The following is a 26,730-nucleotide window of genomic DNA, read 5'->3' as shown; positions in this document are numbered from 1 at the left end:
GGTTTTCGACACTGCGGGAAACGCACCGGGATTGCCCGGCGCATTTCAACTGGCGCGCACTCTAGCGAGGGTCTGTCAATGTTCCTTCCAGCGATTGTCAAGGTCGTGTGAAGATGGCTGAATTTTCCGGGTAGGCCTCAGCTGTCCTGGCCCAGCACATAGCGGTCGAAGTGCTGGATATGCTCGTCGAGGTTGTCCTCGAGCATCATCCGGTACTGCTCGCAGAAGTACTTCAACAACTCCTCCCGCGCCGCGGCCATCTCCTGCGCTGACTTGAAGCTGCGCGCCGTCATCCAGGCGTTGAAGCGACTGGCGGCGAAGGTCATCGAAGCGCTGACCTTGCCGAGGTCTTCGAGCTTCTCGATCTGCTGGTTGGCCAGCTCGATATGCGCATCAGCGCGGTCGTAGAAGGCCTGGTCGGTGGCTTGTGCCATGGCGGTATACCTATTGGAGATGTTTGTCTCAGGCCGTCTTGGCCTGAACAGTGAACAGCCGGCTCATCAGGCGCGCACAGTTGGGTGCGGCCTGCATCCCCAGACCGATAGATTGAGGCGGCGACTGTAACAGAATGCTGTCCTGCCCCGGATACAAGGCTCGAAATCCCTGCCTGTGGGAGCGGGTTTATCGGACCGCCGCACCGCCGCGATCACCGGCAGAGCCGGTGCCATCCACCGCGCCGCCTGCTTCGCGGGTGAACCCGCTCCCACAGAGGTCCATTCGCCTTAAACCGAGCGCAGGTTCAAAGGGCTCGGATCAACAGACTGCCGCGCATCGTGGCCACAGGCGACGAAATCCTCCTTGCGCAGCACCACCAGCGCCACCAGCGACGCCACACCGGTGCCCACGTAGAAGTACCACGGCGCGGTGATATCCCCGGTCACCTTGATCAGCCAGGTAGAGATCAACGGCGCGCTGCCGCCGAACACCGCCACCGGGATGTTGTAGGCCATGGCGATGCCGGTGGAGCGGATCCGCGTCGGCAGCAGTTCGCTCATCAACGCGTAGGTCGACGAAGCGTACAGCCCGAACAGGATCGCCACCGCCATCAGCGGCCAGAACAGGGTGGCCGGGGTGGCGCCGGGCGCGGTCTTGAAGAACCAGTACATGGCCAGGGTCGCCAGGGTGCCGATCACCATCAGGAACGGCTTGCGCCCATAGCGGTCGGTGAAGGCGCCGCCCAATGGCATCACCAGCGCCGCCGACAGGCTGGCGACGAACACGTAGAGCAAGGTGGTGCCGCTGTCGAACTTCAGCGTGTTGGACATGTAGGTCGAGGCGAAAGTCAGCACCAGGTAGAAGATCGAGCTGTGCAGGGTGATGATGAAGAACACCAGGGCGATCGAGCGCTTCCACTGCCATACCTCGCGCAGCGGCGCCTTGGAGGTCTGCCCGGCTTCCACCAGGGCGAGGAACTCGGGACTGTCCTCGAGCTTGAGGCGAATGTACAGTGAGATGAAGCCCAGGGGACCTGCGATCAGGAACGGGATGCGCCAGCCCCAGTCCTGCATCAGTTCGGCGCCCAGCGCCCAGGTCATGCCATTGGCCACGGCGCCGCCCAGCAGCAGGCCGAGCACTGCGGTGACCATCAGCCAGCAGGTGGCGAAGCCGCGTCGACCGGGGCCGGCGTATTCGGAAATGAAGCTGGTGATGGTGCCGATCTCACCGCCGGCAGAGAAGCCCTGCACGCAGCGGATCAGTACCAGGATCACCGGCGCGGCGATGCCGATGCTGGCGTAGGTCGGCAGCAGACCGAGCAGGAAGGTGGAGCCGGCCATCATCACCAGCACCGTGATCAGCGTGCGGCGACGGCCGATCTTGTCCGCCAGCGGGCCGAAGAACAAGCCGCCCAGCGGGCGGATGAAGAAGCTCAGGGCAAAGGCCGCGAAGCTCGCCAGCAGGCTGCTGGTGGGGTCGTCGGAAACGAAGAAGGCCTTGCCGATGTACAAGGCCAGGAAGCCGTAGACGCCGTAGTCGTACCACTCGATCAAGTGGCCGGTGGTGGCGCCGATAAAGGCCCGGCGCCGCTGGCGCTGGGTGTTGCCGGGTGACATGCCCATGTCGGGAACTCCTGTCGTGGTGCTTTCCATGAAAGATGCGGGTCAGTGGCTGGCGAACGCCCCGTCGGGGTTCTGCAGCCACTGGCGCAGCTGGGTCTTGAGAATCTTGCCGTAGCTGTTCTTCGGCAGCTCGGCGCAGAACAGGTACTTCTTCGGTTTCTTGAACGAGGCCATGCGCGCCAGGAACCATTGGTTGAGCACCTGGGCATCGAGGCTGCCCGGTGTGCGCGGCACGACGAAGGCCACCACCGACTCGCCCCACTCGGCGTCGGCCTCCCCCACCACGCAGGCCTCGAACACCTCGGGATGCTGGATCAGCACTTCCTCGACTTCGCGCGGGTAGATGTTGCTGCCGCCGGAGATGATTACATCCTTGCTGCGGTCGGTCAGGCTCAGGTAGCCGCGCTCGTCGAGGTAGCCGATGTCGCCGGTGCGCAGCCAGCCGTCCACCAGGGCCTCCCGGGTGGCCTGCGGATCATTCCAGTAACCCTGCATCACCACCGGCCCGCGCACGCTGATCTCGCCGGGTTCGCCGGCCGCCAGCGGCTGGCCCGCGCCGTCCACCACACGCACCTCGACACAGGCCTGGGCCCGCCCCACCGAGGCGGCGATGGCGGGCCAGTCGGGGTGCTCACGGTCGGCGATGACCTCACGCGACAGCGCGCTGATGGTCATCGGGCATTCGCCCTGGCCGTAGATCTGCACCAGGCGCGGGCCGAAGGTGTCCAGGGCCTCGCTGAGGTCCGCCAGGTACATCGGGCCACCGCCGTAGACGATGGTCTTGATGCCCGCGCCGTCATAACCCTGTTGGCGGGCCTGCTCGACCATGCGCTTGACCATGGTCGGCGCGGCGAACAGGCTGACCTGTCCCAGGGTCTGCGCTAGGCCGAACAGCTCGACGGCCTGGAAGCCCCGGGACAGCGGCACCACGTGCCGGGCGCCGCAGCGCACGTGGACGAAGTTGTACAGCCCGGCGCCATGGGACATCGGCGCGGCGTAGACCACGGCATCGACGGCGGTTACCGGGTCGACGTCCAGCGGGTAGCACAGCGACATGGCGACCAGGTTGCCATGGGACAGCATCACGCCCTTGGAACGCCCCGTGGTGCCGGAGGTGTAGAACAGCCAGGCCAGGTCGCTGTCCTGACGCGGGTGCGGCTGCGCCAGTTGATCGCTGTCGAGCGCGCCGGGCGCGGCCAGGACAGGCGCAGCCAGCTCACGGCAGCCGACTGGCAGGGTCGCGCTGTCGAAGAGCTCGCCCTCGTCGGTATAGATCAGGCGCGCCCCGGCATTGCCGGCAATCCAGGCCGCTTCCAGGGCGTGCAGCTTGCTGTTGATCGGCACCGCCACCGCCCCGCTCCACCAGATGGCGTAGAGCAGTTCCAGGTAGACGCAGCTGTTCTTCATCAGCAGCGCCACCCGGTCGCCCGGTTCGATGCCATGCACGTCACGCAGTTCCAGTGCCCGTGCCCGCACCTGGGCGGCGAACATCCGGTAATCGGCCACCTGACGCTCCCCGTCGAACAGCGCCGGACGCTCGGGCCAGCGCTGGGCTGCATCCTGCAGCCAATGGGCGATGTTCATCCTCAGACCCTGACCGCTTGCAACACGCTGGCATAGTTGGCCACCGCCATGCCGCCCATGTTGAACAGCAGGCCGAACTCGGCGTTGGGCACGCCCAGGCCGATGGGCTTGCCGGTCAACTGGGCGAAGCCCAGGGCATGCATCGACACCCCGGTGGCGCCCACCGGATGGCCCTTGGCCTTGAGCCCGCCGGACAGGTTCACCGGCAGCCGTCCGCCCTGGCGCACGATGCCATCGTCCAGCGCCCGGTGCCCCTCGCCCCTTGGCGCCAGGCCCATGGCCTCGTAGATCAGCAGTTCGGCGATGGTAAAGCAGTCGTGCACCTCGGCGAAGCTCAGGTCGTTCAGGGTCACCCCCGCCTCGCGCAACGCCCCGTGGATCGCCCGTTGCGGCCCCTCGAAGGCCAGCATGTCGCGACGCGACAGCGGCAGGAAGTCGTTGACCTGGACCATCGAGCGGATCGCCACCTGGCGGCGCATCGAGCGGGCGCGCTCGGGCGAGGCCAGGACGATCGCCGCCGCGCCGTCGCTGATCAGCGAGCAGTCGGTCAGGCGCAGGGGCGCGGCGATCAGCGGGTTGCTTGGCGACACCTGGTTGCAGTGCTCGAAGTCCATCACCCGGTGCATCTGCGCCAGCGGGTTGGCCATGGCGTTGGCGTGGTTCTTCACGGCGATGGCCGCCATCGACGCCAACGGGCTGTGGTAGCGCTCGGTGTACTGCTGCGCTACCTGGCCGAACAGCTGGGCGAAGCTAAGCCCGGCTTCCGCCAGGTCGTTCTGGTAGCCAGCGCCGGCCAGCGCCCGGGTGACCTCGACCGTGCTGTTGCCGGTCATTTTCTCCGCGCCGACCACCAGCACCAGCTCGGCGGCGCCGCTGCGGATCGCGTTGATCCCGGCCTGGATCGCCGCCGAGCCCGAGGCGCAGGCGTTTTCGCAGCGGGTGGCGGGCTTGAAGCGCAGTTGCGGGTCGGCCTGCAGCATCAGCGAGGCCGGGAAGCCGTCGGCCACCAGGCCCGAGTTGAAGTGGCCGAGGAACAGCGCGTCGATCTCGGCGGCGTCGATGGCCGCGTCCTGCAGGGCATCGCGGGTGACCTGGACGATCAGGTCCTCGAGGTTCAGGCCATCCAGGCGGCCGAAGGGACTGTGCGCGGCGGCGACGATGGAGATGGAATCGTGGAGCATGGTGGTTTTCTTCTGTCCTTGAAGCGGGTATTGCATACAATGTGGCAGTACCCGAATCCCACGCTAGTTGGGGCAACTACGTACGCGAGTAAGTAGTGAGCCGTACGGGACACCACCACAAGCACCAAGGCAGGAAGCCTGATGACCGTACCCACCCACGCCTCCCCGGACCTCGAACGCCTGGCGTTCCAGGTTTCACCGGCGCCGCAACTGATCACCGGCCACCGGCGCATGCTTGACTGCAACGAGGCCTTCTCCCGGCTGTTCGGCTATACCCGTGAAGAACTGCGCGGGCATCTGACCTTGCTGCTCTACCCTTCCCACGCTGATTACCAGAGCATCGGCGAGCGCAGCGAGCACTGGCTGCGCAACGGGCTGGGCGCCTTCTACTCCGACGAACGCTTCATGCAGCACCGCAATGGCGAGGTGTTCTGGGCCCGGGCCCAGGGCTTCACGCTGACGGTGGAGGATCCGTTCAAGCTGATGATCTGGCATTTCGAACGGCTCGACCGGCAGCCGGCGCCGACGGTGCAACTGACGCCACGCGAGCGGGAGATTTCGTTGCATATCGTCAATGGGCTGACCTGCAAGGAGGTGGCGCGGCGGTTGGGGATCTCGCATCGGACAGTGGAAGTGCATCGGGCACGGCTGATGAAAAAATTGCAGGCGAAGAACAGCGCGGAGTTGGTGTCGAAGATCATTTTCATCAGTTGATTGCGGGTCATCAGCAACCCGCAAACAGGTCGCTTGCCTGAACGGACCCTACCTTTGCAGCAGGGCCACCATCTCCTGGTATCCGCGCTGGCGGGCATGCTCCAGCGCGGTCACGCCATCCTTGTCGGCGATCCGTGGATCCGCCCCGGCCGCCAGCAGCCGGCGCACGATCTCCACATGCCGCGGGCCGCCATCGCCGAGGATCACCGCCTCGAGCAGCGCGGTCCAGTGCAGGCGGTTGAGATGGTTCACGTCGACGCCGGCATCGATCAGCAGCTGCACGGTCTCGACATGGCCGCGCTCGGCCGCCGGGATCAGCGCGGTGCCGCCGTAGCGGTTGGTACTCCTCAGGTCGGCGCCATGGGCCAGGGTCAGGCGCAGGATGTCGTTCAGCCCGCGGGCGCCGGCATACAGGTAGGGGCTGTCGTTGATATTGTCCTTGGCGTTGACGTCGGCCCCGGCCTCGATCAGCACCTTGGCCACATCCACCTGGTTGGCGTGGGTCGCCACCAAGAGCGCGGTCTGGCCCTGCTCGTCGCGGGTGTCCGGCGGTGCGCCCTGCTCCAGCAACTGGCGCACGACTGGCGCATCACCCCGTTGGGCGGCATCGAGCAAGGCGGTGTTCATGGTCGTGGTCTCGGCATGGGTGGCAAGGCTCAGGCTCAACAGCAAGGCGGCGAACGGCAGGCGCATGGGCATCGGTTCCTTGTGCGACGAAGCTCCAATGTAGGGCCCTGATCGTTGTAGCAGAAGTGAATTATCTGGATGCAACCCAGTGTATTTGCGCATGTTGCCGGGTAGCGGTTCCCATGGTAGAAGTCAGGCTTGTCATTCAGAAGCTGAATACCAAGATGTCTTCCAGCGTAAAGCCGAATAGGGCCCTGTTCGACCTCGACCTGCTGCGCGCCATCGTCGTGGTGGCCGACTGCGGCAGTTTCACCACCGCCGCCGCACGGCTGCACTCCACCCAGTCGACCATCAGCCAGAAGGTTCGCCGCCTCGAAGACATGGTCGGTCATCGCCTGCTGGTGCGCGGCAACCGCGACGTGCTGCCCACCGATGCCGGGCAGACCTTGCTCGGCTATGCCCGGCACATGCTGGCCTTGAACGACCAGATGCTCGAAGCCCTGGCCGGGGCCATGGTCGGCGTCACCGTGCGCCTGGGGGTGCCGGAGGATTTCGTCGGCGGACGCACCACCAACGCGCTGTCCGCGTTCAGCCGGCGCCATCCGCAGGTCAAGCTGGAGGTTACCAGCGGCCTGTGCCGCGACCTCAGCCAGGCCTACGACAACGGCGAGCTCGACCTGGTGCTGCTCAAGCAGCGGCGCAACAGTCGCGAGGGCGTGGCCTGCTGGCCGGAGCGGTTGCAGTGGATCGACAGCGTACGCACACCGTCCTTCGAACTCGATCCGATTCCGCTGGTGACCTTCCCGCCACGCGGGCTGTACCGCGACGACATGATCAATGCGATCGAAGGCATGGGCCGGCGCTGGCGCATCAGCTTCACCAGCTCCAGCCTCAGCGGGATCCAGGCAGCGGTGGCCGACGGCATGGGCATCAGCCTGCTTCCTCCACGCGCGGCGCTGGCCGAGCACCGGGTATTGGGTGCCGAGCAAGGGCTGCCTGAAGTGGACAGCTACGAGATCGTGATCGTGCATCGGCCGACGGCGGACGTGATGGTCAAGGCGCTGGCCGAGGTGCTGACGGAGTTGCTGGCGCTGCGGGCGATCTGATACGGCCATCGCGACTTGCCCCGCGATGGCACTCTCTCAGTCCCCACAACAGTGGGGTTTGTCCTGGGCGTCCTCATAGCGATCATGATGCCGCACCCAGTCCATCGTCCCTTCCTCGTTGCGCCCCAGGGGCGCCAGGTCGAGGAAGTTGTAGGCGTTGACCAGGATGTCCAGCCCCCGGGCATAGGTGGAATAGGTGTGGTACAGGTTGCCGTCGGCCTCCCGGTAGAACGCGCTCAGCCCGGGCAGCTCCGCCTCGTTGCCGGTATAGGGTTCGTAGTTGTACTGGGCGCTGCCGTCGGTGGCGACACTGACCCCGAAGTCCTGGTTGAAGGGGCTGCCATGCGAGGAGTACCACGGGAAGCGCCAGCCCATGCGCTGGCGGAACGCCTGGAACTCGGCATAGGGTGCCCGCGACACCGCCACCAGGGACACGTCATGGTGGGCCAGGTGCAGGTTGGCACCGTCGAAGTGGTCGGCAAGGAACGAACAGCCCGGACAGCCTTCGTTCCAGCCTTCGGCGAACATGAAGTGATAGACCAGCAACTGGCTGCGACCGGCGAACAGCTCGGTCAGGCCCAGCTCGCCGTGCGGGCCGTGGAATCGATAGTCCTGTTCCACCCGCACCCAGGGCAGGGCGCGGCGGGCGGCGGCGAGTTCATCGCGTTGATGGGTGAAGGCTTTCTCGTGCAGCCAGAGCTGCTGGCGGGCGGCAAGCCACTGGCTGCGCGTGACCACGGCATGCTTGGGGATGGGATGGCTCATGGGCGTGACTCCACGCTGGGGGTTCACCAGGTGGTCGAACAGGTAGCGAATGTTTCGACAGGCCTTGTGCCGTTACCGACGGATGGTCACGCAAAGCGGGAAAAAGGAACCGCGGCGCCAGGGAGAGCAAACACCGCGGTTCAAGGGGGGAGCCTGTCACTGCTGGGTTACAGTCGCCGAGTTGGCATTGCCATACTGGGTGATGGTGGCGGTCTGGCTTGCGCCACTCTGGTCGACGAACGCCTGGTTGCCGTTGCCACCCTGGGTCACGTAGGCAAGGTTGGCCACGTCGGTCTGCTTGATGGTGGCCTCGTTGCCATTGCCGTACAGCTGGTAGGTGTAGCTCTGGTTGCCACTGCCCGACTGGTCGAGGGTGATGCTGCCGCCATTGCCGGCGGCCAGGCCTTCGGCGTAGTTGGCGGTGCCGCGCTGGTCGGCGATGAGCAGGTTGTCGCTGCCGTTCTGCTCGAAGTACAGCTCGTTGTTGCTGTCGGCCTGGCGGGTTTCCATCTGGTTGCGGTTGCCGTTCTGGTCCAGCCGCGCGACCTGGGCGTTGCCTTCCTGGGTGATGTTGACGCCGTTGCCATTCCCGGTCTGGTTGATCTGCGCCTGTTGGCCGACGCCGAACTGCCCACCGGATTTTTCGCCCTTCCAGTTGCTGGCCATGATCTTGTTGGCATTGCCCGCCGTGCTGATGGTCAGGCTGTGGTTGTCGCCGGTCTGGTAGGTGAAATGCAGGTTGTTGTTGCCTACTTGGGAAATACTGGTCACCGCCTGGCTGGTCTCGTACTGGTCCGACCAGCTGGCATTGCCGCGACCGGTCTGGCTGAGGCCTGCGCTGTTGCCCTGGCCGAAGCTCTGGTCGATGTAGCCTTCGTTGGCCTGACCATTCTGGTACACGCTGGCCTGGCTGGCGGCCTGGTTGTCCTGCCACACCTCCACCGAGTTGCCGGTGCCGTACTGGTCGATGCCGATGGTGCCGCCCAGGCCGTCGCGCTGGTCGCCATAGGCCCAGTTCTGCCTGCCCTCCTGGTAGATCGCGATATCGCCGTCCTGGTGAGTCATGTGCTCGGCGGCCGCCTGGTTGCCGGTGCCGCCCTGCATGATCACGCTCTTGTTGTTGCTGCCGCCGAACAGCTGCTCGACCGTGGCGTCGTTGCCATGGCCTGACTGCAAGGTGGTGGCCTGGCTGCCCAGTTGGGTGTCCTGCCAGATGACCGAGCGGTTGCCGCTGCCCAGCTGGATCTGCAGGGACTCGTTGTTCTCGCCCACCGACTGGCTGGCGAAGGCGTCGTTGAGGCTGCCGCCGGACTGCTGGGTGATCTGGCTGCCGTTCTCGTACAACTGCTCGGCGTAACCGGCGTTGAACGAGCCGGTGGCGCTCTGCTGGATATGGCTGGTGCTGTTGTCCTGCAGCGCCATGTGGTTATGGTCGTGGCCGGTCTGGTTCTGCGTGGCCGAGGCGAACGGCGCCTGGCTCTGCTTGACCTCGGCGATGTTCTGGTTGCCCTGCTGGGACTGGGTCGAGATGCTGTCGTCGGCCATGGCCTGGCCGGCAAGGGCCAGGACGATGGCAGCGCTCAGGGGGGCGAGCTTGTGCATGGTGTTGCCTCCAGATCTGTCGTGTTGGGCCTAGCGGTATTGGCTGACATGGACCTGCTGGCCGTTGCCGGCCTGGGTCACGGTGCTGTTCAGCCCCGTGCCGCGCTGGTCGATGGTGGCGCTGTTGTGGTTGCCGATCTGCTCGATGGCGGCGCTGTTGTCGCTGCCGTTCTGGCGGATCGTGGCGTTGTTGCCCTGGCCCTGCTGGCTGATCGCGGCCGTCAGGTCGCTGCCTTCCTGCAGGATGTACGCCTCCTGCGCGCTCCCGGCCTGGACGATCCGGCCCAGCAGGGCCTGGCCGTTCTGGTCGAGGGCGGCGCGGTTGCCCGTGCCCAGCTGCTCGATCACCGCAACCTGGCCGGCAGCGGTCGGCAGCAGGCGCAGCACCAGCGGCTCGCCGAGGTCGCTGCCGACGTCGAGGTCGGCGTTGTCCATCAGGTCGTCGGCCAGGGCCTGGCCGGTCAGGGCCAGGCTCAGCAGCAGTGGGTACAGGGCGTTCATGGCATCCCTCCGTTTACTGCACCACCACGTTGACCGTGCGCGTGGTGCCCTGGCTGCTGGTCACCGTGGCGGTCGGCGCGGCGGTGGGCACCAAGGTCGTGCTGTTGCTCACCGTCAGGCGCCAGCGGCCGGTGACCGGCACGGTGGTGGTACCGAGGGTCTGCACGCCGGTGGTGGTGGTCACGCGCACGGTGATGGTGTTGCCGGTGGTCACCGAGGATGTGCCGCTGATATCCCAGTTGAAGCGGTTGTTCGAGCGCGCCGTGACCGTCGCCGCGGTGACCGCGAAGGTTTCCTGGGCCGGCCGTGGCGACACCTGCACGGTGACCGTGCCGGGCGTCGAGGTGGCGCCGATCGAGTCACGGGCGATGTAGCTGAAGCTGGTGCTGAAGGCCGCGCTCACCGTGGCCGGCGGCGTGTAGGTGATCACGTTGCCGTCGGTGCTGACCGTGCCGCGCCCGGCCGGGGTCGGCTGGGTAACGCTGGCGATGGTCAGAGGCAGGTTGCCTTCCGGGTCGGTGTCGTTGGCCAGGGCGTTGATGGTCAGCGGCACGCCGAGGGTGGCGACGCTGTCGGCCACCGCGCTCGGTGGACGGTTCGGCGCGACGTTGACGGTCACCGTGGCCGGGGTCGACTTCAGGCCCTTGGCGTCCTGGGCGCGGTAGCTGAAGGTCGCCACCACTGGCGCGGTGGCGCCGGCCGGCGGGGTGTAGGTCACCGCGGTGGTGCCGTTGAGTACCACGCCGCCCAGGCCGGTGCCCGGCTGGGTGAGGTCGGTGATGCTCAGTGGCACGTTGCCGTCCGGGTCGCTGTCGTTGGCCAGCAGGTTGAGGGTGATCGGCACCCCGACACTAGTGCTGGCGCTGTCGGCCTGGGCCACGGGGGCCTGGTTCTCGGTGGGCACCGGGGCATTGCCGACCACCACCACCGGCTCCACGTCGATACCGCCGTGGGCCGACTTGACGGTGATGCTGGCGGGTGGCTGGGCCAGGTCGTTGACCGTCAGGCTCTGCTGCACGCCGGACTTGGACATGCGCCCGAAGCCCTGAACCAGCAGGTCGGGCACCACCACTTCATCGCTGGAGCGAGCCTCGACCAGCAGGCGCTTGGCGCTCCAGTCGTAGCGTGCGGTGGCGACCTTGACCACATCGCTGAGCTTGCTCGAAAGCGCCGTCGGCCGCGTGGTGCCGGCCGGGCTGCTGGCGGTGACCACCACCACCGACGGTGGCACGGCCTGGCTCAGTTGCTGGCTGAAGAACAGCCCGTTGTTGTCGGCGAGCATGCTGAACTGGCACGGCGAGGGCGGCGAGCCGATCAGCGCCAGGCCGTTGCGCAGGCACAGGCTGGCGCTGTTCGGCGCCTTGGCGAAGACCTCGACGCGGGTGCCGGCGGCGTTGCGCTGGTAGGTGGCGCGCTGCAGCGTCACCGGGGTCTGCTGGCGCTGGTCGAGGACCTTGCCGGAGACGGTGAAGACGTTGGTCTGGATGGTGCCCGCCGGACCCTGGATGCGCACGAAGTTGGTGTTGTTCGGGCTGCCGGTCACCGCCTCGGTGATGTTCGGGTCGCCGACGAAAGTCTCGGTGGCACCGGTGTCCGGGTTGACCTCGGTGTACGGGCCGCCGACGCCGCGCAGGAACGGGCCGAGGTTACCGTTCAGGGCGCCGCTGAAGTTGCCCGGCGCGCCGATGCCGATGTCGCGGGTGATGTTGATCGCCCGTCGGCCGGCGGTGGTCACGTTGACTGTCTCGACCCCGAACGGGTGGGTGATGGTGTAGGTGCCGGTGCGCGGCACCGAGGCGCGGATGCGAATGCGGGCAAAGCTCTGCTGGTCGCCGTTGACCGGGTTCTCGGCGGCGAAGGCCGCCTCGAGGCCGGCGACATAGACTTCCAGCTCGTAGCCGCTGTTGCCCACCTGCGGGATCTCGGTCTCGGCCAGGAACCAGAACATCTCCGGCGGCCAGTTGTCCGGGAACACCAGCGGCAGGGCGTCGTCGTAGACCCCGGGCTCGGGCAGCAGCGTGCACATGTAGGCCGGGGCGCCCGGCGCACCCGGTGCCCGCGAGCTGGTGGCGCGTGACTGGCACAGCTCCAGGGCAAGGTTGTTGGCGTCCTTGTACCACATCGGGTAGCCCCCGGTGGCGAAGGTGTAGGGGCCGGGATCGACCTCGCTCAGCGCAGCCCAGGCCGCGCTGCTGACGGTAAGGGTGAAACCGGCGGCGCACAGCGCCCGACGCGACCAAGTATTCATGCGGCCTCCTTGAAGGCGGTGTCTGTTCATGGCACCAGCACCACGTCTTCGTTGTCGCTGCCGCCGTGGCTGCTGGTGACTTGCACCTGCGCTGGCGGGATGGGTGACAGCCCGGTGGTCAGGGACTTGACCGCGCCGTTGCCGCTCAGGTTGCCGATCAGCGCACCGTTGCCGGTGCGGGCGGTGAGTGCGGGCGGACTGGTCTCGTCGCTGCTGCTGGCGACCAGGGTCAGCTGGCCGCTGGCCAGGCTGTATTCGGCGCGGCTGATGGTCACCAGGTCGGTCAGCGGCATGGCGGCGCTGGTCGGCGTGCTGGTGGCGATGGCCAGGCTGTTGTCGGCGGTCACCTGCAGGGTCAGCGGCAGGGTCGGGTTGAGCGCCGACTGGCCGTACCAGGCGCCGGTGCCGTTGGCCTCGCCCAGAGCCAGGCTCGGCGTCTGGCTGGTCAGGGTGACCGTGGCCGGCGCCGGCGGCGCCATGACGAATACATCCTGCTGGGCCCGCAGGTCACCGTTGACGGTGTGCCGCGAGTAGGTGCTGCGCTGCGGGATCAACGGCGTCGGGCGGTTGACCGTGGACAGCTTGCCGGAGATGGCGAACAGCTCGGTGCGCAGGTCGATGCCGTTGGGGCCCTCGATGCGCACGAAGTTGGTGTTGAACGGGCTGCCGGTGACCGGCTCTTCCAGGTTCGGGTCGCCGATGTAGCGTTCGCTGGCGCCGGTGCCCGGGTTGGTTTCGGTGTAGGGGCCGTTGACACTGCGCAGGAACGGCCCGACGTCGCCTTTGAGCGCGCCGCTGTAGTCGCCGGGAGAGCCGATGCCGATGTCGCGGGTCATGTTGATCGCCCGGCGCCCGCCCGCCGGCACGTCGAACACGTCGACGCCGTAGGGATGGGTGATGGTGTAGGTGCCGGCCACCGGCACATCGACGCGGATGCGCACCCGGGCGAAGCTGACCTGGTCGCCATCCACCGGCTCCTCGGCGGCGAAAGCAGCCTCGATGGCCGAGCCAAAGCTCAGGTCGATGCCGCGGGCGGCATCGACGATGGCGGCGTCGGCGGTGAACCAGAAGGCCTCGTCGGGGAAGTTGCTGGGGAAGACGATCGGTTGGGTATCGTCGAACACGCCGGGTGTGGGCAGCAGCGTGCACATGTACGACGGCGCGCCGGGGGCGCCGGCGACCCGTGAGCTCACCGCCTTGGACAGGCACAGGTCGAGCACTCGGCCATGGCTGTCCTGGTACCAGGCGGGGAACTTGCCGGTGGGCAGGGTATACGGGCCGCTGTCGACCGCATACAGCGCAGCCTGGGCCGGTAGCTGGAGCAGGCCGGCGAAGATCGCCACGGCCAGCGGGTGGGGAGTCGGTCGGTGCATGAGTTGCTTCCTCCTGCAAACGGGCCCATGGGTTGGGGCGTCTGCAGAGGCATCGGCAACTGTTGTGCCAGGTTTCCCATGGCCTTGAGAAATGGCTCTGGATCAAGGGTTCCAGCGTGCCTGACCGGTATCCGGCGAAGTGTTGCAGATGGGCGGGTGGACCCAGCATTGGGGAATGGGGCCAGGGTGGCGAGGTATTCACCGCAAGGGATTGTGCGCCGGTCAGATCGAGCGCTGTGCGCGTGGTGCTCGATCTGGCCGGCGTTACAAGGCGTGCATCGAACGCCTTGAATACGCTACCTCTCGGTACGACGTTCCATCAGCGTGTGCGGCAGGACCCTGGAGTACGCACCCTGGTGATAGAGCAGCGGCGAGCCGCCCAGGTCGTCGAAGGCCAGCACCCGGCCGAGGAGGATCCAGTGATCGCCGCCATCGATCTGCTGGAACTTCTCGCAGCGAAAACGCGCCGCGCAGCCTGGCAGCAAGGGCGCCCCACCCTCTCCGGTCTCGTGTTCGATTCCGGCGAAGCGGTCTTCGCTGGGGCGGGCAAAGGTGTTGGACAGGTCGATCTGGTCGGCGGCCAGCACGTTCACCGCGAAGTGCCCGGCGGCCTCGAACACCGCATGGCTGCCTGAGCGTTTGTCGATGCTCCAGAGCACCAGCGGCGGATCGAGGGATACCGAGTTGAAGCTGTTGGCGGTGACGCCGACCTTGCGCCCGGAGGCGTCGGCGGCGGTGATCACGGTGACGCCGGTGGCGAAGTTGCCCAGGGCGCGGCGGAAGGCGCGGCTATCGAAGGGAGTGGACATGCAAGGCTCCGTCATTGTTATCGGGCTGGGTCGGTTTGCGGGCGCGGGCTTGTCTGGTCGAGCGCTATCGCGGGGCAAGCCCGCTCCCACGTTGTTCCGTCCATGTTTATCGGTTGCAGATCAGGTCATCGCCGGGTCCGGCTCCAGCCCCATCAGCTCGCGCCCGAGGATCTGCGCGCAGACGTCGTAGTCGGTGTAGGCATGCGCGCCGGTCATGTGCGCATCGCGGAACAGCCGCTGCAGCTCGTTGCCGTCGAACCAGGCGCCGCCGCCGGCCGCCTCCATCAGCCGATCCACGGCCTGGATGCACAGCTTGACCGCGTAGCCCTGGTTGGTGCGCCAGTAGGTAAGCTCGGTGCGGGTCGGGTATTGGTGCCGGGCGCTGTACTCGGCGATCTGCTCCCAGCTCTTTTCCAGCAACGCCCGCGCCGCGGCGACCTGGTGGGTGGACTCGGCCAGGCGCATCAGCGCCGGGGTGGCCGCGCCGACGGCGGCGCCGGTGTAGGCGCGCACGCGGTTGCGGGTCTTGTCCCTGAAGACCTCGAGCATGCGCTCGGCGATGCCCAGGCTGACCGTGGAGAACCCGCTGGCGAAGTACGGCCGGTACGGGTTGAAGTAGATCGCACTGTCCGGGTACAGCCCGAAGCCCGCCGACTGGCCCTCCATCATGTCCCTGGCCTTCTGGATGCGGTGTTCGGGCACGAAGGCACGCTCGACGATCAGCGTGCGGCTGCCACTGGCGCGCATGCCGGCGGCGAACCAGTCGTCGCGGATCTGGTAGTCGCTGCGCGGCAGCACGGCGAAGCAGTAGTCCTGGCCGCCCTCGGGGTTGCCCCGGCGAAAGCCCATGATCGCCCACTCGGCGTGGTCGCAGCCGCTGCTCCAGCCCATCTCGCCGCTGAACAGCACGCCGCCCTCGACCTCCTCGGTACGGCCGAACGGCGCGATGCTGCTGCTGGCGGTGGCGTCCGGGTCGCGGCCCCAGATCTCGTCCTGCAAGCGTGCCGGGAACATCGCCAGCTGATGGCTGTGGGTGCACAGCAGGCTCATCGCCCAAGCGGTGCTGGCGCAGGCGCCGGCCAATGCGGCGATGCACTCGGCGAACTGCGGCAGGCTGATTTCCAGGCCGCCGTAATGCCTGGGCAGGAAGGCCTTGTGCAGGCCGATGGCCTTGAGCGCGGCGATGTTCTCGGCGGGCACGCTGCGCTCGCGCTCGGCCTGGTCGGCGCGGGCGGCGATGGCCGGCAACAGGGGCTTGAGGTCTTCGAGCAGGGAGTTTGGCTTTTTCATGGTCTGGCTCATTGTTATTGGACCCTGGCGAACGCTGCCTGGAAGGGGCCGCTCGCTGATGAATGCCGGGTCAGTATGGGAGCCGTGGGCGAGGTGGAAAATGCAACTTCCGCACCTCGGATTGCACTTTTCGTGGCGCCTGGCAGGCAGGGTCATGGGGGCGGCACGGGCAGACAAGAAGCACAGGGCTGCGCGTCGTAACCTGCAACAAACCAGCGCCACAGATCCCTGTAGGAGCGGGCTTGCCCCGCGATCACCGGCACAGCCGGTGCCAAGCAGCGCAGCGCCTGGATCAACGCATCTCGCCATTACCCGGAGCCCTGCCATGAGCGATATCCCCCTCCTCCCCAGCGTCAGCGCCTTCCTGGCCCGCGACCACGGTCTGTACATCCATGGCGCATCGGTCGCCAGCCAATCCAGCGCCCGCATCACCGTGCACAACCCGGCCAACGGCGAAGCCATCGCCCAGGTCGCCGATGCCAACCTGGCCGATGTCGAGCGCGCCGTCGAATCGTCCCGCCAGGGCTTTGCCAGCTGGTCGCGCACCAGCCCCGCCGCCCGCGCCGCGGTGTTGTTCCGCCTGGCCGACCTGCTGGAGGCCAACCGCGAGGAACTGGCCCAGCTGGAAACCCTGCAGTCGGGCAAGCTGATCGGCATCGCCCGCGCCTTCGAGGTGGAGCAGGCCGCGCACTTCCTGCGCTATTACGCCGGCTGGGCCACCAAGATCACCGGCCAGACCATCACCCCATCCCTGCCCTCCTTCGCCGGCGAGCGCTACAGCGCCTTCACCCTGCGCGAGCCGGTGGGCGTGGTGGTGGGCATCGTGCCGTGGAACTTCGCCACCATGATTGCTCTGTGGAAACTGGCCTCGGCCCTGACCACCGGCTGCAGCATCGTGCTCAAGCCCAGCGAATTCACCCCGCTGACCCTGCTGCGCATCGCCGAGCTGGCCAGCCAGGCCGGCCTGCCGCCGGGCGCGCTCAATGTGCTGACTGGCGGCGGCCTGGTGGGCAAGGCGCTGGTCGAGCACCCCGGCACCGACAAGGTGTCGTTCACCGGCTCCGTGCCCACCGGCATCGCCGTCGGCCAGGCGGCCATGGGCGCCAAGCTGACCCGGGCGACCCTGGAGCTGGGCGGCAAGAACGCGGTGGCGTTCCTGCCCGATGTCGCCGTCGACAAGGCGGTGGACGGCATCATCGAGGCCGGCTTCCTGCACTCCGGGCAGATCTGCGCCGCCGGCGAGCGCTTCTACGTCCATCGCTCGCGCCTCGACCCGCTGCTCGAAGCCCTGTCCCAGCGCCTGGGCCAGTTGAAGATCGGCTCACCCCTGGACGAAGCCACCCAGTTCGGCCCGGTGGCCAACAAACCGCACCAGCAGAAGCTCGGCGAGCTGTTCGCCACTGCCCGTGCCGAGGGCAACCGCATCGTCCATGGCGGACGCCTCGGCGACGGCCCAGGCTGCTTCGTCGAACCCACGGTCATCCTCGCCAACAACGCGGGCGACACCCTGCTCAACCAGGAAACCTTCGGCCCGGTGGCGACCTTCCTGCCCTACGACCATGAGGACGAACTGATCCACCTGATGAACGCCTCGCCCTACGGTCTGAGCGCGAGCCTGTGGACCAACGACCTGGGCAAGGCCATGCGCCTGATCCCGGAGATCCAGGCCGGGACCCTGTGGGTCAACATGCACACCCTGCTCGACCCGGCGGTGCCGTTCGGCGGCATCAAGGCCTCGGGTATTGGCCGCGAGTTCGGCTCGGCCTTCATCGACGACTTCACCGAGCTGAAGTCGGTGATGATCCGCTACTGACCATGACCCACGCCAACTACGACCTGGGCCGCTACTGCCTGCAGGCCTTCAGCCAGCAGGTGCCGGCCTCGCTGGCGGCGTTCTACCGCATCGATGCCGGGCAGCAGGCCTGCGACTTCCTGTTGCAGGACCTGCAGGCACCGATGCATGCCCGCTACCTCGAGCACTACCGGGCCTTCGACCCGCTGCAGCCCGAGCGCTGCCTGGCCATCGGCCAACCGGTGGTGTCGCTGCGCCAGGGCCTGGCCTGCCTGCCCGAAGCCCAGGGCCAGACCTACCGGCGTTTCCTCGCGCAGCATCAGGTGGTGGACGTGGTGGAGATCATCGCCCAGGCCGATGGCCGCCCCGTGGCCGGCGTCTCGCTGTTGCGCTGTGCCAGCCTCGGTGAGTTCCGCAGCGACGAACTCGAACGCCTGCTGCCCCTGCACGGGCTGATGCAACTCGCCGTGACCAGCCAGCCGCTGGCGAGCGCGCCCGCGCCCGTCGAACTGACGCCACGGGAACGGCAGATCGCCGAGCTGCTGCGCCAGGGCAGCAGCAACAAACTGATCGCCCGCGCCCTGGGCGTCGGCCTGCCGACGGTGAAGACCCACCTGATCAACCTGTTCCGCAAGCTCGGCGTGCGCAACCGCACCGAGCTGGTGACCAGCCTCTACCTGTGACTCAACCTTCCGGTTGATACCGCCGCCCGTCACACCGTTGCACCCTGTGGCCACCCCAACCACAGGAGTCACCGCCATGCCCAACACCGCCGACTGGATCACCGTGGGCGCGCTCGCCGACGGCTTCGCGCCCGAGGCCTTCATCCTGCCGCAACTGGCCGACCTGTCCGGGCGCACGCTCACCCTGCACTTCGCCAATGGCTGGGTCATCGAACACCGCTTCGACAGCGAGCGCCTGCACTGGCGCGCGGCGGACGGCCACAGCAACGGCAGCGCCGGCTACCGGGCCACCTCGGTGCGCCCCGGCATCTACCTGGTCGACTTCATCAAGCACGAGGCCGGCCAGGCCTGGTCGGTGTCGCTGGTGCTCGACACCCTCGAGCACGCCTTCACCGCCGTGCTCGGCCGCTTGCCCGACCAGGCCCGCACCCAGCGCGGCCTGTACGCCCTGGCCCTGGCCGGCGAAGCGCTGACCGGCGTCGAGGCCAGCTTCCTGCACGGCAGCCTCGACCGCCCCTGGCAGGCCGGCGCCTGCCCCCACGCGCCGACCACCGAGCTGGTCGGCCTGCGCAACCACTACCGCTACAGCCCCACCGAGGAGTACGAGCACATCTACCTCAACGCCAACTACTACAGCTGGCAGTGCCTCAAGGGCGTCGAGCAGGGCCTGTGCGACACCGACCGGGCGTACTACTACAAGATCGCCGAGCAGCTGTACCTGTTCGTCTGGTGCGAGAAGATCGTGCCCACCCTGGGCCTGGTGATGATCGACCTGGCGCACCACCGCAGCGACGGCAAGATTTTCGGCTACCAGGGCGGCGGCTTCGATGCGCTGGCCAATTTCCCGGTGTCGTCCCACTGCCGGGTGCTCAACCGCACGGAGTATGCGCAGTGAGCCGCAGCGTGCTGATCACCGGGGCCGGCAGCGGCATCGGTGAAGCCTGCGCCCTGCGCCTGGCCGGCCAGGGCTGGCAGGTAGCGCTGGTGGGCCGCCGCCGCGAAGCGCTGCAGCGCGTCGCGCAGCTGTGCGATGGCCTGGTGCTGGCCGGCGACGCCGCCGACAGCGCTGCCTGGGCCGGCTTCATCGAGCAGGTGCGCACCCGTTTCGGCGGCCTCGACGCGGTAATCGCCTGCGCCGGCGGCCATGGCCTGGGACCGGCCGAGCAGACCAGCGACGCCGCCTGGCGCGAGGCCCTGCGCGGCAACCTCGACAGCGCCTTCCACACTGCCCGGGCCTGCCTGCCGTTGCTGCGCGAGCGGCGCGGCAGCCTGGTGCTGCTGGGCTCCATCGCCTCGCTGGCGGCCGGCCCCGAGGTCTGCGGCTACACCACCGCCAAGCATGCCCTGGTCGGCCTGACCCGCTCGCTGGCCCGTGACTACGGGCCATTCGGCGTGCGGGTCAACTGCGTCTGCCCAGGCTGGGTGCGCACGCCCATGGCGGATCAGGAGATGCAGCCATTGATGGATCACTACCAGGAAGACCTCGACGCCGCCTACCGGCGGGTCACCGCCGACGTGCCGCTGCGCCGCCCGGCCAGCAGCGACGAGATTGCCGCCGTGTGCCAGTTCCTGGTCGGCGCCGAAGCCAGCATCGTCACCGGCGCGGTGATCACCGCCGATGGCGGTTCGACCGTGGTCGACGTGCCGACCCTGGCCTACACCCGCCTGGAGCCATCGGCATGAACGCGCGCTACGACTTCAAAGGCCGCACGGTGCTGGTCACCGGCGCGGCAGGCGGCATCGGCCAGGCCATCGTCGAGGGTTTCGCCCGTGACGGCGCCCGGGTGCTGGCGCTGGACCTCGACCCGCAGGCGTTGCAGCGCCTGGTCGAGGACCAGGTGGCGTTGGGGCACGAGGTTCGTGGGGAGGTCCTCGACTTGGCCGACCCCGGCGCGATCCGCGCCTCGCTGGCCGGACTGCAACGCCTGGACGTGCTGGTGCACAACGCCGCCTACTTTCCACTCACCCCACTCACCGAGATCGACCCGGCCCTGTTGCAGCGCACCCTGGCGGTGAACCTGGGCGCATTGTTCTGGCTTGTCCAGGGCGCCCTGCCCCTGTTCCGCCGCCAGGGTGGCGGATGCGTGCTGGCCACCTCGTCGGTGACCGGGCCCCGGGTGGCCTACCCGGGCCTGAGCCATTACGCGGCGTCCAAGGCCGGGGTCAATGGCTTCATTCGCAATGCCGCGCTGGAACTGGCGCCATTCAACGTGCGGGTCAACGGCGTGGAGCCGGGGATGGTGCGCACGCCGGCCATGGACAACCTCGGCGATACCACCCTGAACGCCCGGATCGCCGCCGGCGTGCCCCTGGGGCGACTGGGCGAGCCGGCCGATATCGCCGCGGCGATGCTGTTCCTCGCCTCTGACGCCGCCTGCTACATCACCGGCCAGACCCTGGTGGTCGACGGCGGCGCGACCTTGCCGGAGAGCGCCGCGAGCCTGTGATGGCGGTGATATGCAAGACCGCTGGCAGCCACGGGCAAGACCGCCGCCAGCGTTCCACGCGCTAATAGCCCGTCGCCTTTCGACACTGCCTCCACAACAACGCGGCACCCAAGACCGCACACAACAAACGAGGATCGATCCATGCGTCTCACCCCACGTCGCACCGCAATGGCCGCGGCCCTGGCCCTGCTGGTCCATGGCCCGGCCAGCCCGGCCTACGAGCTGCACGCCGCCGACGACAGCCACCTGAATGCCGACCTGCTCGCGGTCTGGGGCATGTTCAACAGCCGCCACAACTACGACGGCACTCCCGGCGGCTCGACCTGGCGCGAGGGTTTCATCAAGTACGGCCTCAGCGGCGACCAGGGCCTGGGCGGCAACGGCAGCCTGTACGGCGCCTTCAACTGGGTCAGCTCCGGCGCCTGGGGCGACGGCGACGCCGGCGGCAACCAGGACGGCTCCGAACGCACCACCAAGATCGAGGACGCCTACCTGGGCTGGCGCTCGGGTGATCTGTTCCCGTTGCTGGGCAAGGATGGCGTTGACCTGTCCGGCGGGCGCCAGGTGATCCGCCTGGGCAGCGGCTTCCTGATCAACGACGACGGCCCCAACCTGGGCAAGGGCCCGGCCGACGGCCAGCTCAATCGCGGCGGCGGCTTCTACCTGGGCGCGCGCCACGCCTTCGACCGCACCGCGGTGCTGCGCCTGGGCGGCAAGCAGGGGCTGCATGGCAGCGTGCTGTGGCTCAAGTCCGACAACCGTGCCCAGGCCGAAACCGAGCTGGCGGCCGGCACCCTGGACTACACCCATGACCTGGGCACCCTGGGCCTGACCTATATCCACGGCATCGACGTGACCGACCAGTGGGCCAGCGAGTTCCAGAAGGCCCGTGAGGGCATGGATGTGTACAGCCTGCGCGGCGAAGGTGGCGTCGGGCTGGAAAACACCCGCTTCGCCTTCGAGTATGCCTGGCAGGACAAGCGCGGCGGCCGCGAGACCGCCTGGTACGCCGAGGCCGCCTACACCTTCGCCGAAGCCCCCTGGGCACCGCAGCTGACCTACCGCTACACCCGCTATTCGGCGGGCTGGGACCTGCTGTTCACCGGCCTGTCCAGCGGCTACGGCACCTGGATCCAGGGCGAGGTCGCCGGCAACTATGCCGGGCCGTTCAACACCAACAGCGGCATCCACCATGTGGGCCTGAAGGCCACGCCACGGGACGATCTCACCCTCGGCGCGCTGTTCTTCGACTTCGACACCGTGCGCACCCGCGACACCCTGAACCTGGATGCCCAGGAGTTGGACCTGTATGTGGAGTGGGCAGTCAACGAGCACCTGATCGTCACCCCGCTGCTGGGGCTGTTCAAGCCGCGCAAGGATCAAAGCAATGGCGGCAACCAGGTGGGGAGCGGAACCAATATTTATAGTCAGTTGACGGTGGCTGTGCCGTTCTGAAGGGGTACCGGGGGCGCCCTGCGCCCCGTTCGCGGCACAAGGCCGCTCCTACAGGGACGCGCATTCTGCTGTAGGAGCGGCCTTGTGCCGCGAAAGGGCTGCGCAGCAGCCCCTGGATCCATCAGCCCAGCAGAAGGCGCAGGTCGGCACCGACTTCAGCCAACGGCGGGCACCAGTAGTACCCCCCCGTCAACGGCCGGCTGAAGCGGTACAGGCCATCGATCACGCCATCCTCGAGCCCGCTCATGCGCCGCAGCTGCACCTCGAAGGCATCCAGCGAGAAGCCCAGGGCGACGAACGCCAGGCCGGCGCCACGTTCATCGGTCCAGGCCACCGAACGACGCACCACGAACGCCTCCGGCGCGAAGCTTTCCTGGGCGGTACGCTTGACGTGGGCCGACTCGGGCGCATCGTCGAGTTCTTCGTTGTCGCTCAGGCGGCGACCGATGATGTTGTCCTGTTCAGCCTGGGGCAGCGACTTGAAGTACTCCAGGTCGTGCTTCCACAGCTGGAACGCGGCAAAGCTGGAGCCCGCCAGGCCAGGCGCCTCGCCCGGCACGATGCCCGCGGCGACGGCGTCTTCGTCCACCGGGTTCTCGGTGCCGTCTTCGTAGCCGGTCAGGTCGTGGCCGCCGCGGTGCAGGAAACCGTCGACGCTGTCGACCAGGCGCAGGGCCGGCGCCAGCGCCTGCTGCAGGGCCTGGGCGCGCAGGAACAGCTCGCCGCGTTCGGCGCCGCGCAGCCACAGCCACAGGGCGTGCTGGGTCGCCGGGTTCTCCACCACCGCGTCCAGTTGCGGGAAGCTGCGCAGGCCCGGCACTTCGCGGCCCAGGGCCTTGGCCAGCGGCGCGCCGACGCCCAGGATCAGGCTCTGCCCATCGACCTGCGGCAACAGCTGGTCGAGGACGGCGGGCAAGGCCTCGAGCGAGTCGAGGGCGAAGAACAGGTGGCGGGCATGGGCCGGCACCGGAGTGGCAAGCAGACCTGGCTGGAACGGCATGACAGGCGAATCCTCGGCAAAAGGTCGAATGCTACTGCGCCGTGCGATGCACCGCAACGCGACACAGGGCCGCTCGCCCCGGTAACAATCGGTTACCAAGGTAGGCCAGTTGCGATTAGCTATCGTTGCGCCACCACCTACACTCCTCGGAATCCTTCGCCCGAGAGACCGCCCATGACCGCCTCCCCGCTGCTCACCGCCCTTCTGCCGCTGGCCCTGGGTATCATCATGCTCGGCCTGGGCCTGTCGCTGACCCTGGCCGACTTCGCCCGGGTGGTGAAGTACCCCAAGCCGGTGGTGATCGGCCTGATCTGCCAGATCCTGCTGCTGCCGCTGGTGTGCTTCCTGATCGCCAACGGTTTCGGCCTCGAATCGGCACTGGCGGTGGGCCTGATGCTGCTGGCCGCCTCTCCGGGCGGCACCACCGCCAACCTGTTCAGCCACCTGGCCCATGGCGACGTGGCGCTGAACATCACCCTGACCGCGGTCAACTCGCTGATCGCCATCCTCACCATGCCGCTGCTGGTGAACCTGTCGCTGGTCTGGTTCATGGAATCGGACCAGGCCATCCCGCTGCAGTTCGCCAAGGTCATGCAGGTGTTCGCCATCGTCCTGCTGCCGGTGGCGCTGGGCATGCTGATTCGCCACTGGACGCCGCGCTTCGCCGCGCGCATGGAAAAACCAATGAAGATCGTCGCGGCGCTGTTCCTGGCCTTCACCATCGTCCTGGCCCTGGCCAAGGACTGGCAGACCGTGGTCGAGTACGCGCCGATCGTCGGGGGCGCCGCGCTGCTGTTCAACCTGCTCAGCCTCGCGGTGGGCTACTGGGTGCCGCGCCTGCTGAGCATTCCGAAGCGCCAGGCGATCGCCATCGGCATGGAGATCGGCATCCACAACGGCACCCTGGCCATCGCCCTGGCCCTGAGCCCGACGCTGCTCAACAACGCGACCATGGCGGTGCCGGCGGCGATCTACAGCCTGATCATGTTCTTCACGGCGGCGGGGTTTGGCTGGTGGGTGAGCCGAGGGCACAAGGCCGCCGGCACCGTCAGCGACTGCGCCTGAGTACCAGGTCTTTCAAGGTGTTTGGGCTCGAGGGCTATTGACCGCATCAGGGCTACCAAGTGTTCGCTGTAAGGGTTACGGCGAACACCTTGAAAGGGCTGCGCCTAAGTACGAAATGTGTCTGCGCGAGGCCAAACTAGGCGAAAAGGGGAAGCAAGCGCAATGCACTGGCGTACATGAGCATTCCGAGCCCCGTTTCGGGTCGGACTCGGGATACTCACCACGCCTCGATGTTGGCGCCCCGGTCGGCGGATACTTCGCAACCATTGGATTCAGGCAAAGAAATGTAACAGCCTGCCATTCGCAAGCCCGGCGATCGCGACTAGGCTCAGAAGCATGTGATGCCGGGCCCCTCTGACGGTTTGCGCCGCCATGTCGGAATCACTGTTGCCTTGCAACGTCGACAATCAAGGAGGGGCTCATGACGGCTCTGCAGCATTTCCTCTTCACGCCTTTTCTCGGCACCAGCGCCTGGTTGTGGCTGGTCTTCATCACCATCGTCATCGCCTTGCTGGTTCTCGACCTGGGTGTGCTGCACCGCCAGGACCGCGAGATCGAGATGCGCGAAAGCCTGTTGCTGTACTCGGGCTACTTCAGCGTCGGCGTGCTGTTCGGCCTGTGGGTCTGGCATGAGCTGGGCGCGCAGCCGGCGCTGGAGTTCTACACCGGTTTCCTGGTCGAGCAGTCGCTGTCGATGGACAACGTGTTCGTCATGGCGATGATCTTCAGTTTCTTCGCCATCCCCCGCCGCTACCAGCATCGGGTGCTGTTCTGGGGCATCCTCGGGGTGGTGGTGCTGCGGGCGATCATGATCGGCGTGGGCGCCGCGCTGGTGCAGCACTTCGCCTGGGTGCTGTACCTGTTCGGCGCCTTCCTGCTGTTCACCGGGGTGAAGATGGCCCTGTCAAAGGACGACGCCCACCCGGACCTGGCCAACAACCCGGTGCTGCGCTTCGTGCGCCGGCACATGCGCGTCACCGACCAGCTGCATGGCCGGCACTTCTTCGTCCAGCTCACGCCGCCCGGGGCGACGCGGGCGACCCGCTATGCCACGCCGCTGTTCCTCGCCCTGGTCTTGATCGAGCTGGCCGACCTGGTGTTCGCCGTCGACAGCGTGCCGGCGATCTTCGCCATCACCCAGGACCCGTTCATCGTCTACACCTCGAACATCTTCGCCATCCTTGGCCTGCGTTCGCTGTACTTCGCCCTGGCGGCGCTGATGCACCGCTTCGTCTACCTCAAGTACGCGCTGGCGCTGGTGCTGATCTTCATCGGCTGCAAGATCTTCTGGCACGGGCTGGTGGGCAAGGTGCCGGCCGGGATATCGCTGGGGGTGACGTTCGGATTGCTGCTGGGCGGAGTGCTGTTGTCACTGCTGCGCACCCGTGACCAGTCGCCACCCGCCGATACCGACGCCGTGCAGGACACGCCGCTGCCCACCACGGACAAGCCGGCGACTCCACGCCCTGCCGGCGAAAACCCGGAAAAGAAAGACCCGCACCTGCGGGTCTGATCAGGGGGCGAGCCCCTCGACGATGATCACCTGCGCCAGCGCCACGCCCTGGCAATGGCGGCAGGCATCCTGGTACAGGTCCGACCGGTAGCGGGCCCCGCGGCACTGCAGAAGGTCGCCGGGGGGGGGTGATCCTGGCCAACCACGAAGAGCGACCTGAGCAAGGGCGCCGGGGCCCATTGAACGCGACGGCGCCCACAGGACCTGTGGGCGCCGCGATGGGGATTCAGCGCGGATTTACTTCTTCGACGGGACACGCGGCGTGAAACGCCCCTTCTTGGCCCGCTGCAGGTGCGCCGGTTGCAGTTGTTCCGACTCGTCCAGGGTCATGTTGGCAAAGCCCAGGCGCACGGCTGCCTGGCCACAGCGCACCTGGCTGTTGATCGGAAACGCATCGTTCAGGTCTTCGAAATAGGATTCGCTCATGCCCTGTCTCCCTCCAATGGCGACCGTGCCGGCAGGCAATACGCCTGCCTAGTGAAGCGGCGGTCCGTTGAAGTGAGACTAGCCGGTCATTTGCAGACCAGTCGGACAAAATTTCCTGGTCCGACCAGTGGCAACTGGCCTTACTTCAGACGTACCGCCGTGCCGGTGGCGAACACCACGACCATGCCGCCCTGTACCGACGGCATGCTGATCTCGAAGTCCACGCCCACCAGCGCATCGGCTTGCAACTGCCGTGCCCGCGCCATGAGTTCCTCGGTGGCCTGCTCGCGGGCCAGCTTCAGCGCGCCCTCCAGGGTTTGTGAGCGGCCGCCGAAGAAGTCGCGAAAGCGTGCGAAGAAATCGCGCACGAAGTTGATCCCCTGCACCGATTCGGCGCTGACCACGCCGAGGTACTCGGCAATCGGACGGCCGTCGAGCTGGCTGGTGGTGCTGATGATCATGGGTGACGCTCCTGGAACAAGACAAAAGAGC

Annotated in this window: 23 protein-coding genes and 3 pseudogenes; 10 read left to right on the top strand and 16 right to left on the bottom strand. The window is 67.3% G+C overall.

Going from position 1 to position 26,730, the window contains the following annotated elements; genetic code table 11:
- Positions 1–137: 137 nt before the first annotated feature.
- From LU671_RS18540 to LU671_RS18525, 4 genes are all read right to left on the bottom strand, one after another.
- Entirely contained in the window at positions 138–434 is a 297-nt protein-coding gene (locus LU671_RS18540; RefSeq protein ID WP_110737748.1) for a DUF3144 domain-containing protein, read from the bottom strand.
- Positions 435–722: 288 nt separating this feature from the next.
- The gene (locus LU671_RS18535; protein ID WP_203647050.1) at positions 723–2,057 is read right to left on the bottom strand and encodes an MFS transporter; all 1,335 of its coding nucleotides are present in this window, start codon (positions 2,055–2,057) and stop codon (positions 723–725) included.
- A 42-nt stretch (positions 2,058–2,099) separates the two neighbouring features.
- Complete coding sequence (locus LU671_RS18530; protein ID WP_232856491.1) at positions 2,100–3,641, bottom strand: class I adenylate-forming enzyme family protein; 1,542 nt, start codon at positions 3,639–3,641, stop codon at positions 2,100–2,102.
- A 2-nt stretch (positions 3,642–3,643) separates the two neighbouring features.
- Positions 3,644–4,822 (bottom strand): acetyl-CoA acetyltransferase, encoded by a 1,179-nt coding sequence (locus tag LU671_RS18525; protein WP_203647052.1) that lies wholly within the window; start codon positions 4,820–4,822, stop codon positions 3,644–3,646.
- Positions 4,823–4,963: 141 nt separating this feature from the next.
- On the opposite strand from LU671_RS18525, the gene LU671_RS18520 reads away from it, so the two are divergent.
- The gene (locus tag LU671_RS18520; RefSeq protein ID WP_203647054.1) at positions 4,964–5,536 is read left to right on the top strand and encodes a LuxR C-terminal-related transcriptional regulator; all 573 of its coding nucleotides are present in this window, start codon (positions 4,964–4,966) and stop codon (positions 5,534–5,536) included.
- A 48-nt stretch (positions 5,537–5,584) separates the two neighbouring features.
- Here the strand turns inward: LU671_RS18520 and LU671_RS18515 are convergent, their stop codons facing one another.
- Positions 5,585–6,229 (bottom strand): ankyrin repeat domain-containing protein, encoded by a 645-nt coding sequence (locus LU671_RS18515; protein ID WP_203647056.1) that lies wholly within the window; start codon positions 6,227–6,229, stop codon positions 5,585–5,587.
- Between the two features lie 158 nt (positions 6,230–6,387).
- Here LU671_RS18515 and LU671_RS18510 point away from each other — a divergent pair, with 158 nt between their 5' ends.
- Positions 6,388–7,269 (top strand): LysR substrate-binding domain-containing protein, encoded by an 882-nt coding sequence (locus LU671_RS18510; RefSeq protein ID WP_203647059.1) that lies wholly within the window; start codon positions 6,388–6,390, stop codon positions 7,267–7,269.
- A 36-nt stretch (positions 7,270–7,305) separates the two neighbouring features.
- On the opposite strand, the gene LU671_RS18505 is transcribed toward LU671_RS18510, so the two are convergent.
- The 7 genes and pseudogenes from LU671_RS18505 to LU671_RS18475 form a co-directional block, all read right to left on the bottom strand.
- Positions 7,306–8,034: a DUF899 domain-containing protein gene (locus tag LU671_RS18505; protein ID WP_203647061.1), complete on the bottom strand. Its 729-nt coding sequence runs from the start codon at positions 8,032–8,034 to the stop codon at positions 7,306–7,308.
- Positions 8,035–8,190: 156 nt separating this feature from the next.
- Positions 8,191–9,636, bottom strand: coding sequence for a curlin (locus LU671_RS18500; protein ID WP_232856490.1), 1,446 nt, complete (start codon positions 9,634–9,636; stop codon positions 8,191–8,193).
- A gap of 30 nt (positions 9,637–9,666) precedes the next feature.
- The gene (locus LU671_RS18495) at positions 9,667–10,137 is read right to left on the bottom strand and encodes a curlin (RefSeq protein ID WP_232856489.1); all 471 of its coding nucleotides are present in this window, start codon (positions 10,135–10,137) and stop codon (positions 9,667–9,669) included.
- Positions 10,138–10,150: 13 nt separating this feature from the next.
- A complete protein-coding gene (locus tag LU671_RS18490) occupies positions 10,151–12,385 on the bottom strand; it encodes an Ig-like domain-containing protein (RefSeq protein ID WP_232856488.1) in 2,235 nt (744 codons plus the stop codon).
- A gap of 26 nt (positions 12,386–12,411) precedes the next feature.
- Positions 12,412–13,758, bottom strand: coding sequence for a hypothetical protein (locus LU671_RS18485; protein WP_232856487.1), 1,347 nt, complete (start codon positions 13,756–13,758; stop codon positions 12,412–12,414).
- A gap of 302 nt (positions 13,759–14,060) precedes the next feature.
- A pseudogene (locus LU671_RS18480) lies at positions 14,061–14,567 on the bottom strand (flavin reductase family protein); the annotation flags it as partial.
- A 120-nt stretch (positions 14,568–14,687) separates the two neighbouring features.
- Complete coding sequence (locus LU671_RS18475) at positions 14,688–15,857, bottom strand: p-hydroxyphenylacetate 3-hydroxylase oxygenase component (RefSeq protein ID WP_203647068.1); 1,170 nt, start codon at positions 15,855–15,857, stop codon at positions 14,688–14,690.
- A 325-nt stretch (positions 15,858–16,182) separates the two neighbouring features.
- Between LU671_RS18475 and LU671_RS18470 the strand changes: the two genes are divergently transcribed.
- From LU671_RS18470 to LU671_RS18445, 6 genes are all read left to right on the top strand, one after another.
- Positions 16,183–17,670, top strand: a complete 1,488-nt coding sequence (locus LU671_RS18470; RefSeq protein WP_232856486.1) for an aldehyde dehydrogenase family protein — start codon at positions 16,183–16,185, stop codon at positions 17,668–17,670.
- A 2-nt stretch (positions 17,671–17,672) separates the two neighbouring features.
- Positions 17,673–18,332, top strand: a complete 660-nt coding sequence (locus LU671_RS18465) for a helix-turn-helix transcriptional regulator (RefSeq protein WP_232856485.1) — start codon at positions 17,673–17,675, stop codon at positions 18,330–18,332.
- Between the two features lie 76 nt (positions 18,333–18,408).
- Positions 18,409–19,227, top strand: a complete 819-nt coding sequence (locus LU671_RS18460; RefSeq protein WP_232856484.1) for a molybdenum cofactor biosynthesis F family protein — start codon at positions 18,409–18,411, stop codon at positions 19,225–19,227.
- Complete coding sequence (locus tag LU671_RS18455) at positions 19,224–20,015, top strand: SDR family NAD(P)-dependent oxidoreductase (RefSeq protein WP_232856483.1); 792 nt, start codon at positions 19,224–19,226, stop codon at positions 20,013–20,015. The genes LU671_RS18460 and LU671_RS18455 overlap by 4 nt, the downstream gene beginning before the upstream one ends.
- Positions 20,012–20,779, top strand: coding sequence for an SDR family oxidoreductase (locus LU671_RS18450; RefSeq protein WP_232856482.1), 768 nt, complete (start codon positions 20,012–20,014; stop codon positions 20,777–20,779). Before LU671_RS18455 ends, LU671_RS18450 begins: the two co-directional genes overlap by 4 nt.
- A 168-nt stretch (positions 20,780–20,947) precedes the next feature.
- On the top strand, positions 20,948–22,234 hold the full coding sequence (locus tag LU671_RS18445) for an alginate export family protein (protein WP_232856515.1): 1,287 nt from the start codon (positions 20,948–20,950) through the stop codon (positions 22,232–22,234).
- A gap of 121 nt (positions 22,235–22,355) precedes the next feature.
- Here LU671_RS18445 and LU671_RS18440 read toward each other — a convergent pair whose 3' ends face one another.
- Complete coding sequence (locus LU671_RS18440) at positions 22,356–23,234, bottom strand: Dyp-type peroxidase (protein WP_232856481.1); 879 nt, start codon at positions 23,232–23,234, stop codon at positions 22,356–22,358.
- 174 nt (positions 23,235–23,408) lie between these two features.
- On the opposite strand from LU671_RS18440, the pseudogene LU671_RS18435 reads away from it, so the two are divergent.
- Both LU671_RS18435 and LU671_RS18430 read left to right on the top strand, forming a co-directional pair.
- Positions 23,409–24,300: pseudogene (locus LU671_RS18435) on the top strand (bile acid:sodium symporter family protein); the annotation flags it as partial.
- 420 nt (positions 24,301–24,720) lie between these two features.
- On the top strand, positions 24,721–25,812 hold the full coding sequence (locus tag LU671_RS18430) for a TerC family protein (RefSeq protein WP_232856479.1): 1,092 nt from the start codon (positions 24,721–24,723) through the stop codon (positions 25,810–25,812).
- On the opposite strand, the pseudogene LU671_RS18425 reads toward LU671_RS18430, so the two are convergent.
- From LU671_RS18425 to LU671_RS18415, 3 genes and pseudogenes are all read right to left on the bottom strand, one after another.
- A pseudogene (locus tag LU671_RS18425) lies at positions 25,813–25,908 on the bottom strand (DUF1330 domain-containing protein); the annotation flags it as partial.
- A 141-nt stretch (positions 25,909–26,049) separates the two neighbouring features.
- The gene (locus tag LU671_RS18420) at positions 26,050–26,238 is read right to left on the bottom strand and encodes a hypothetical protein (protein ID WP_028691681.1); all 189 of its coding nucleotides are present in this window, start codon (positions 26,236–26,238) and stop codon (positions 26,050–26,052) included.
- Positions 26,239–26,378: 140 nt separating this feature from the next.
- Entirely contained in the window at positions 26,379–26,699 is a 321-nt protein-coding gene (locus LU671_RS18415) for a heavy metal-binding domain-containing protein (protein WP_050705861.1), read from the bottom strand.
- Positions 26,700–26,730: the final 31 nt, after the last annotated feature.

The organism is Pseudomonas sp. NMI760_13 (genome assembly GCF_021283245.1).
Lineage (GTDB): Bacteria > Pseudomonadota > Gammaproteobacteria > Pseudomonadales > Pseudomonadaceae > Aquipseudomonas > Aquipseudomonas peradeniyensis.
The sequence above is the reverse complement of the archived record's forward strand: the minus strand, read 5'-3'. Positions and strand labels throughout refer to the sequence as shown.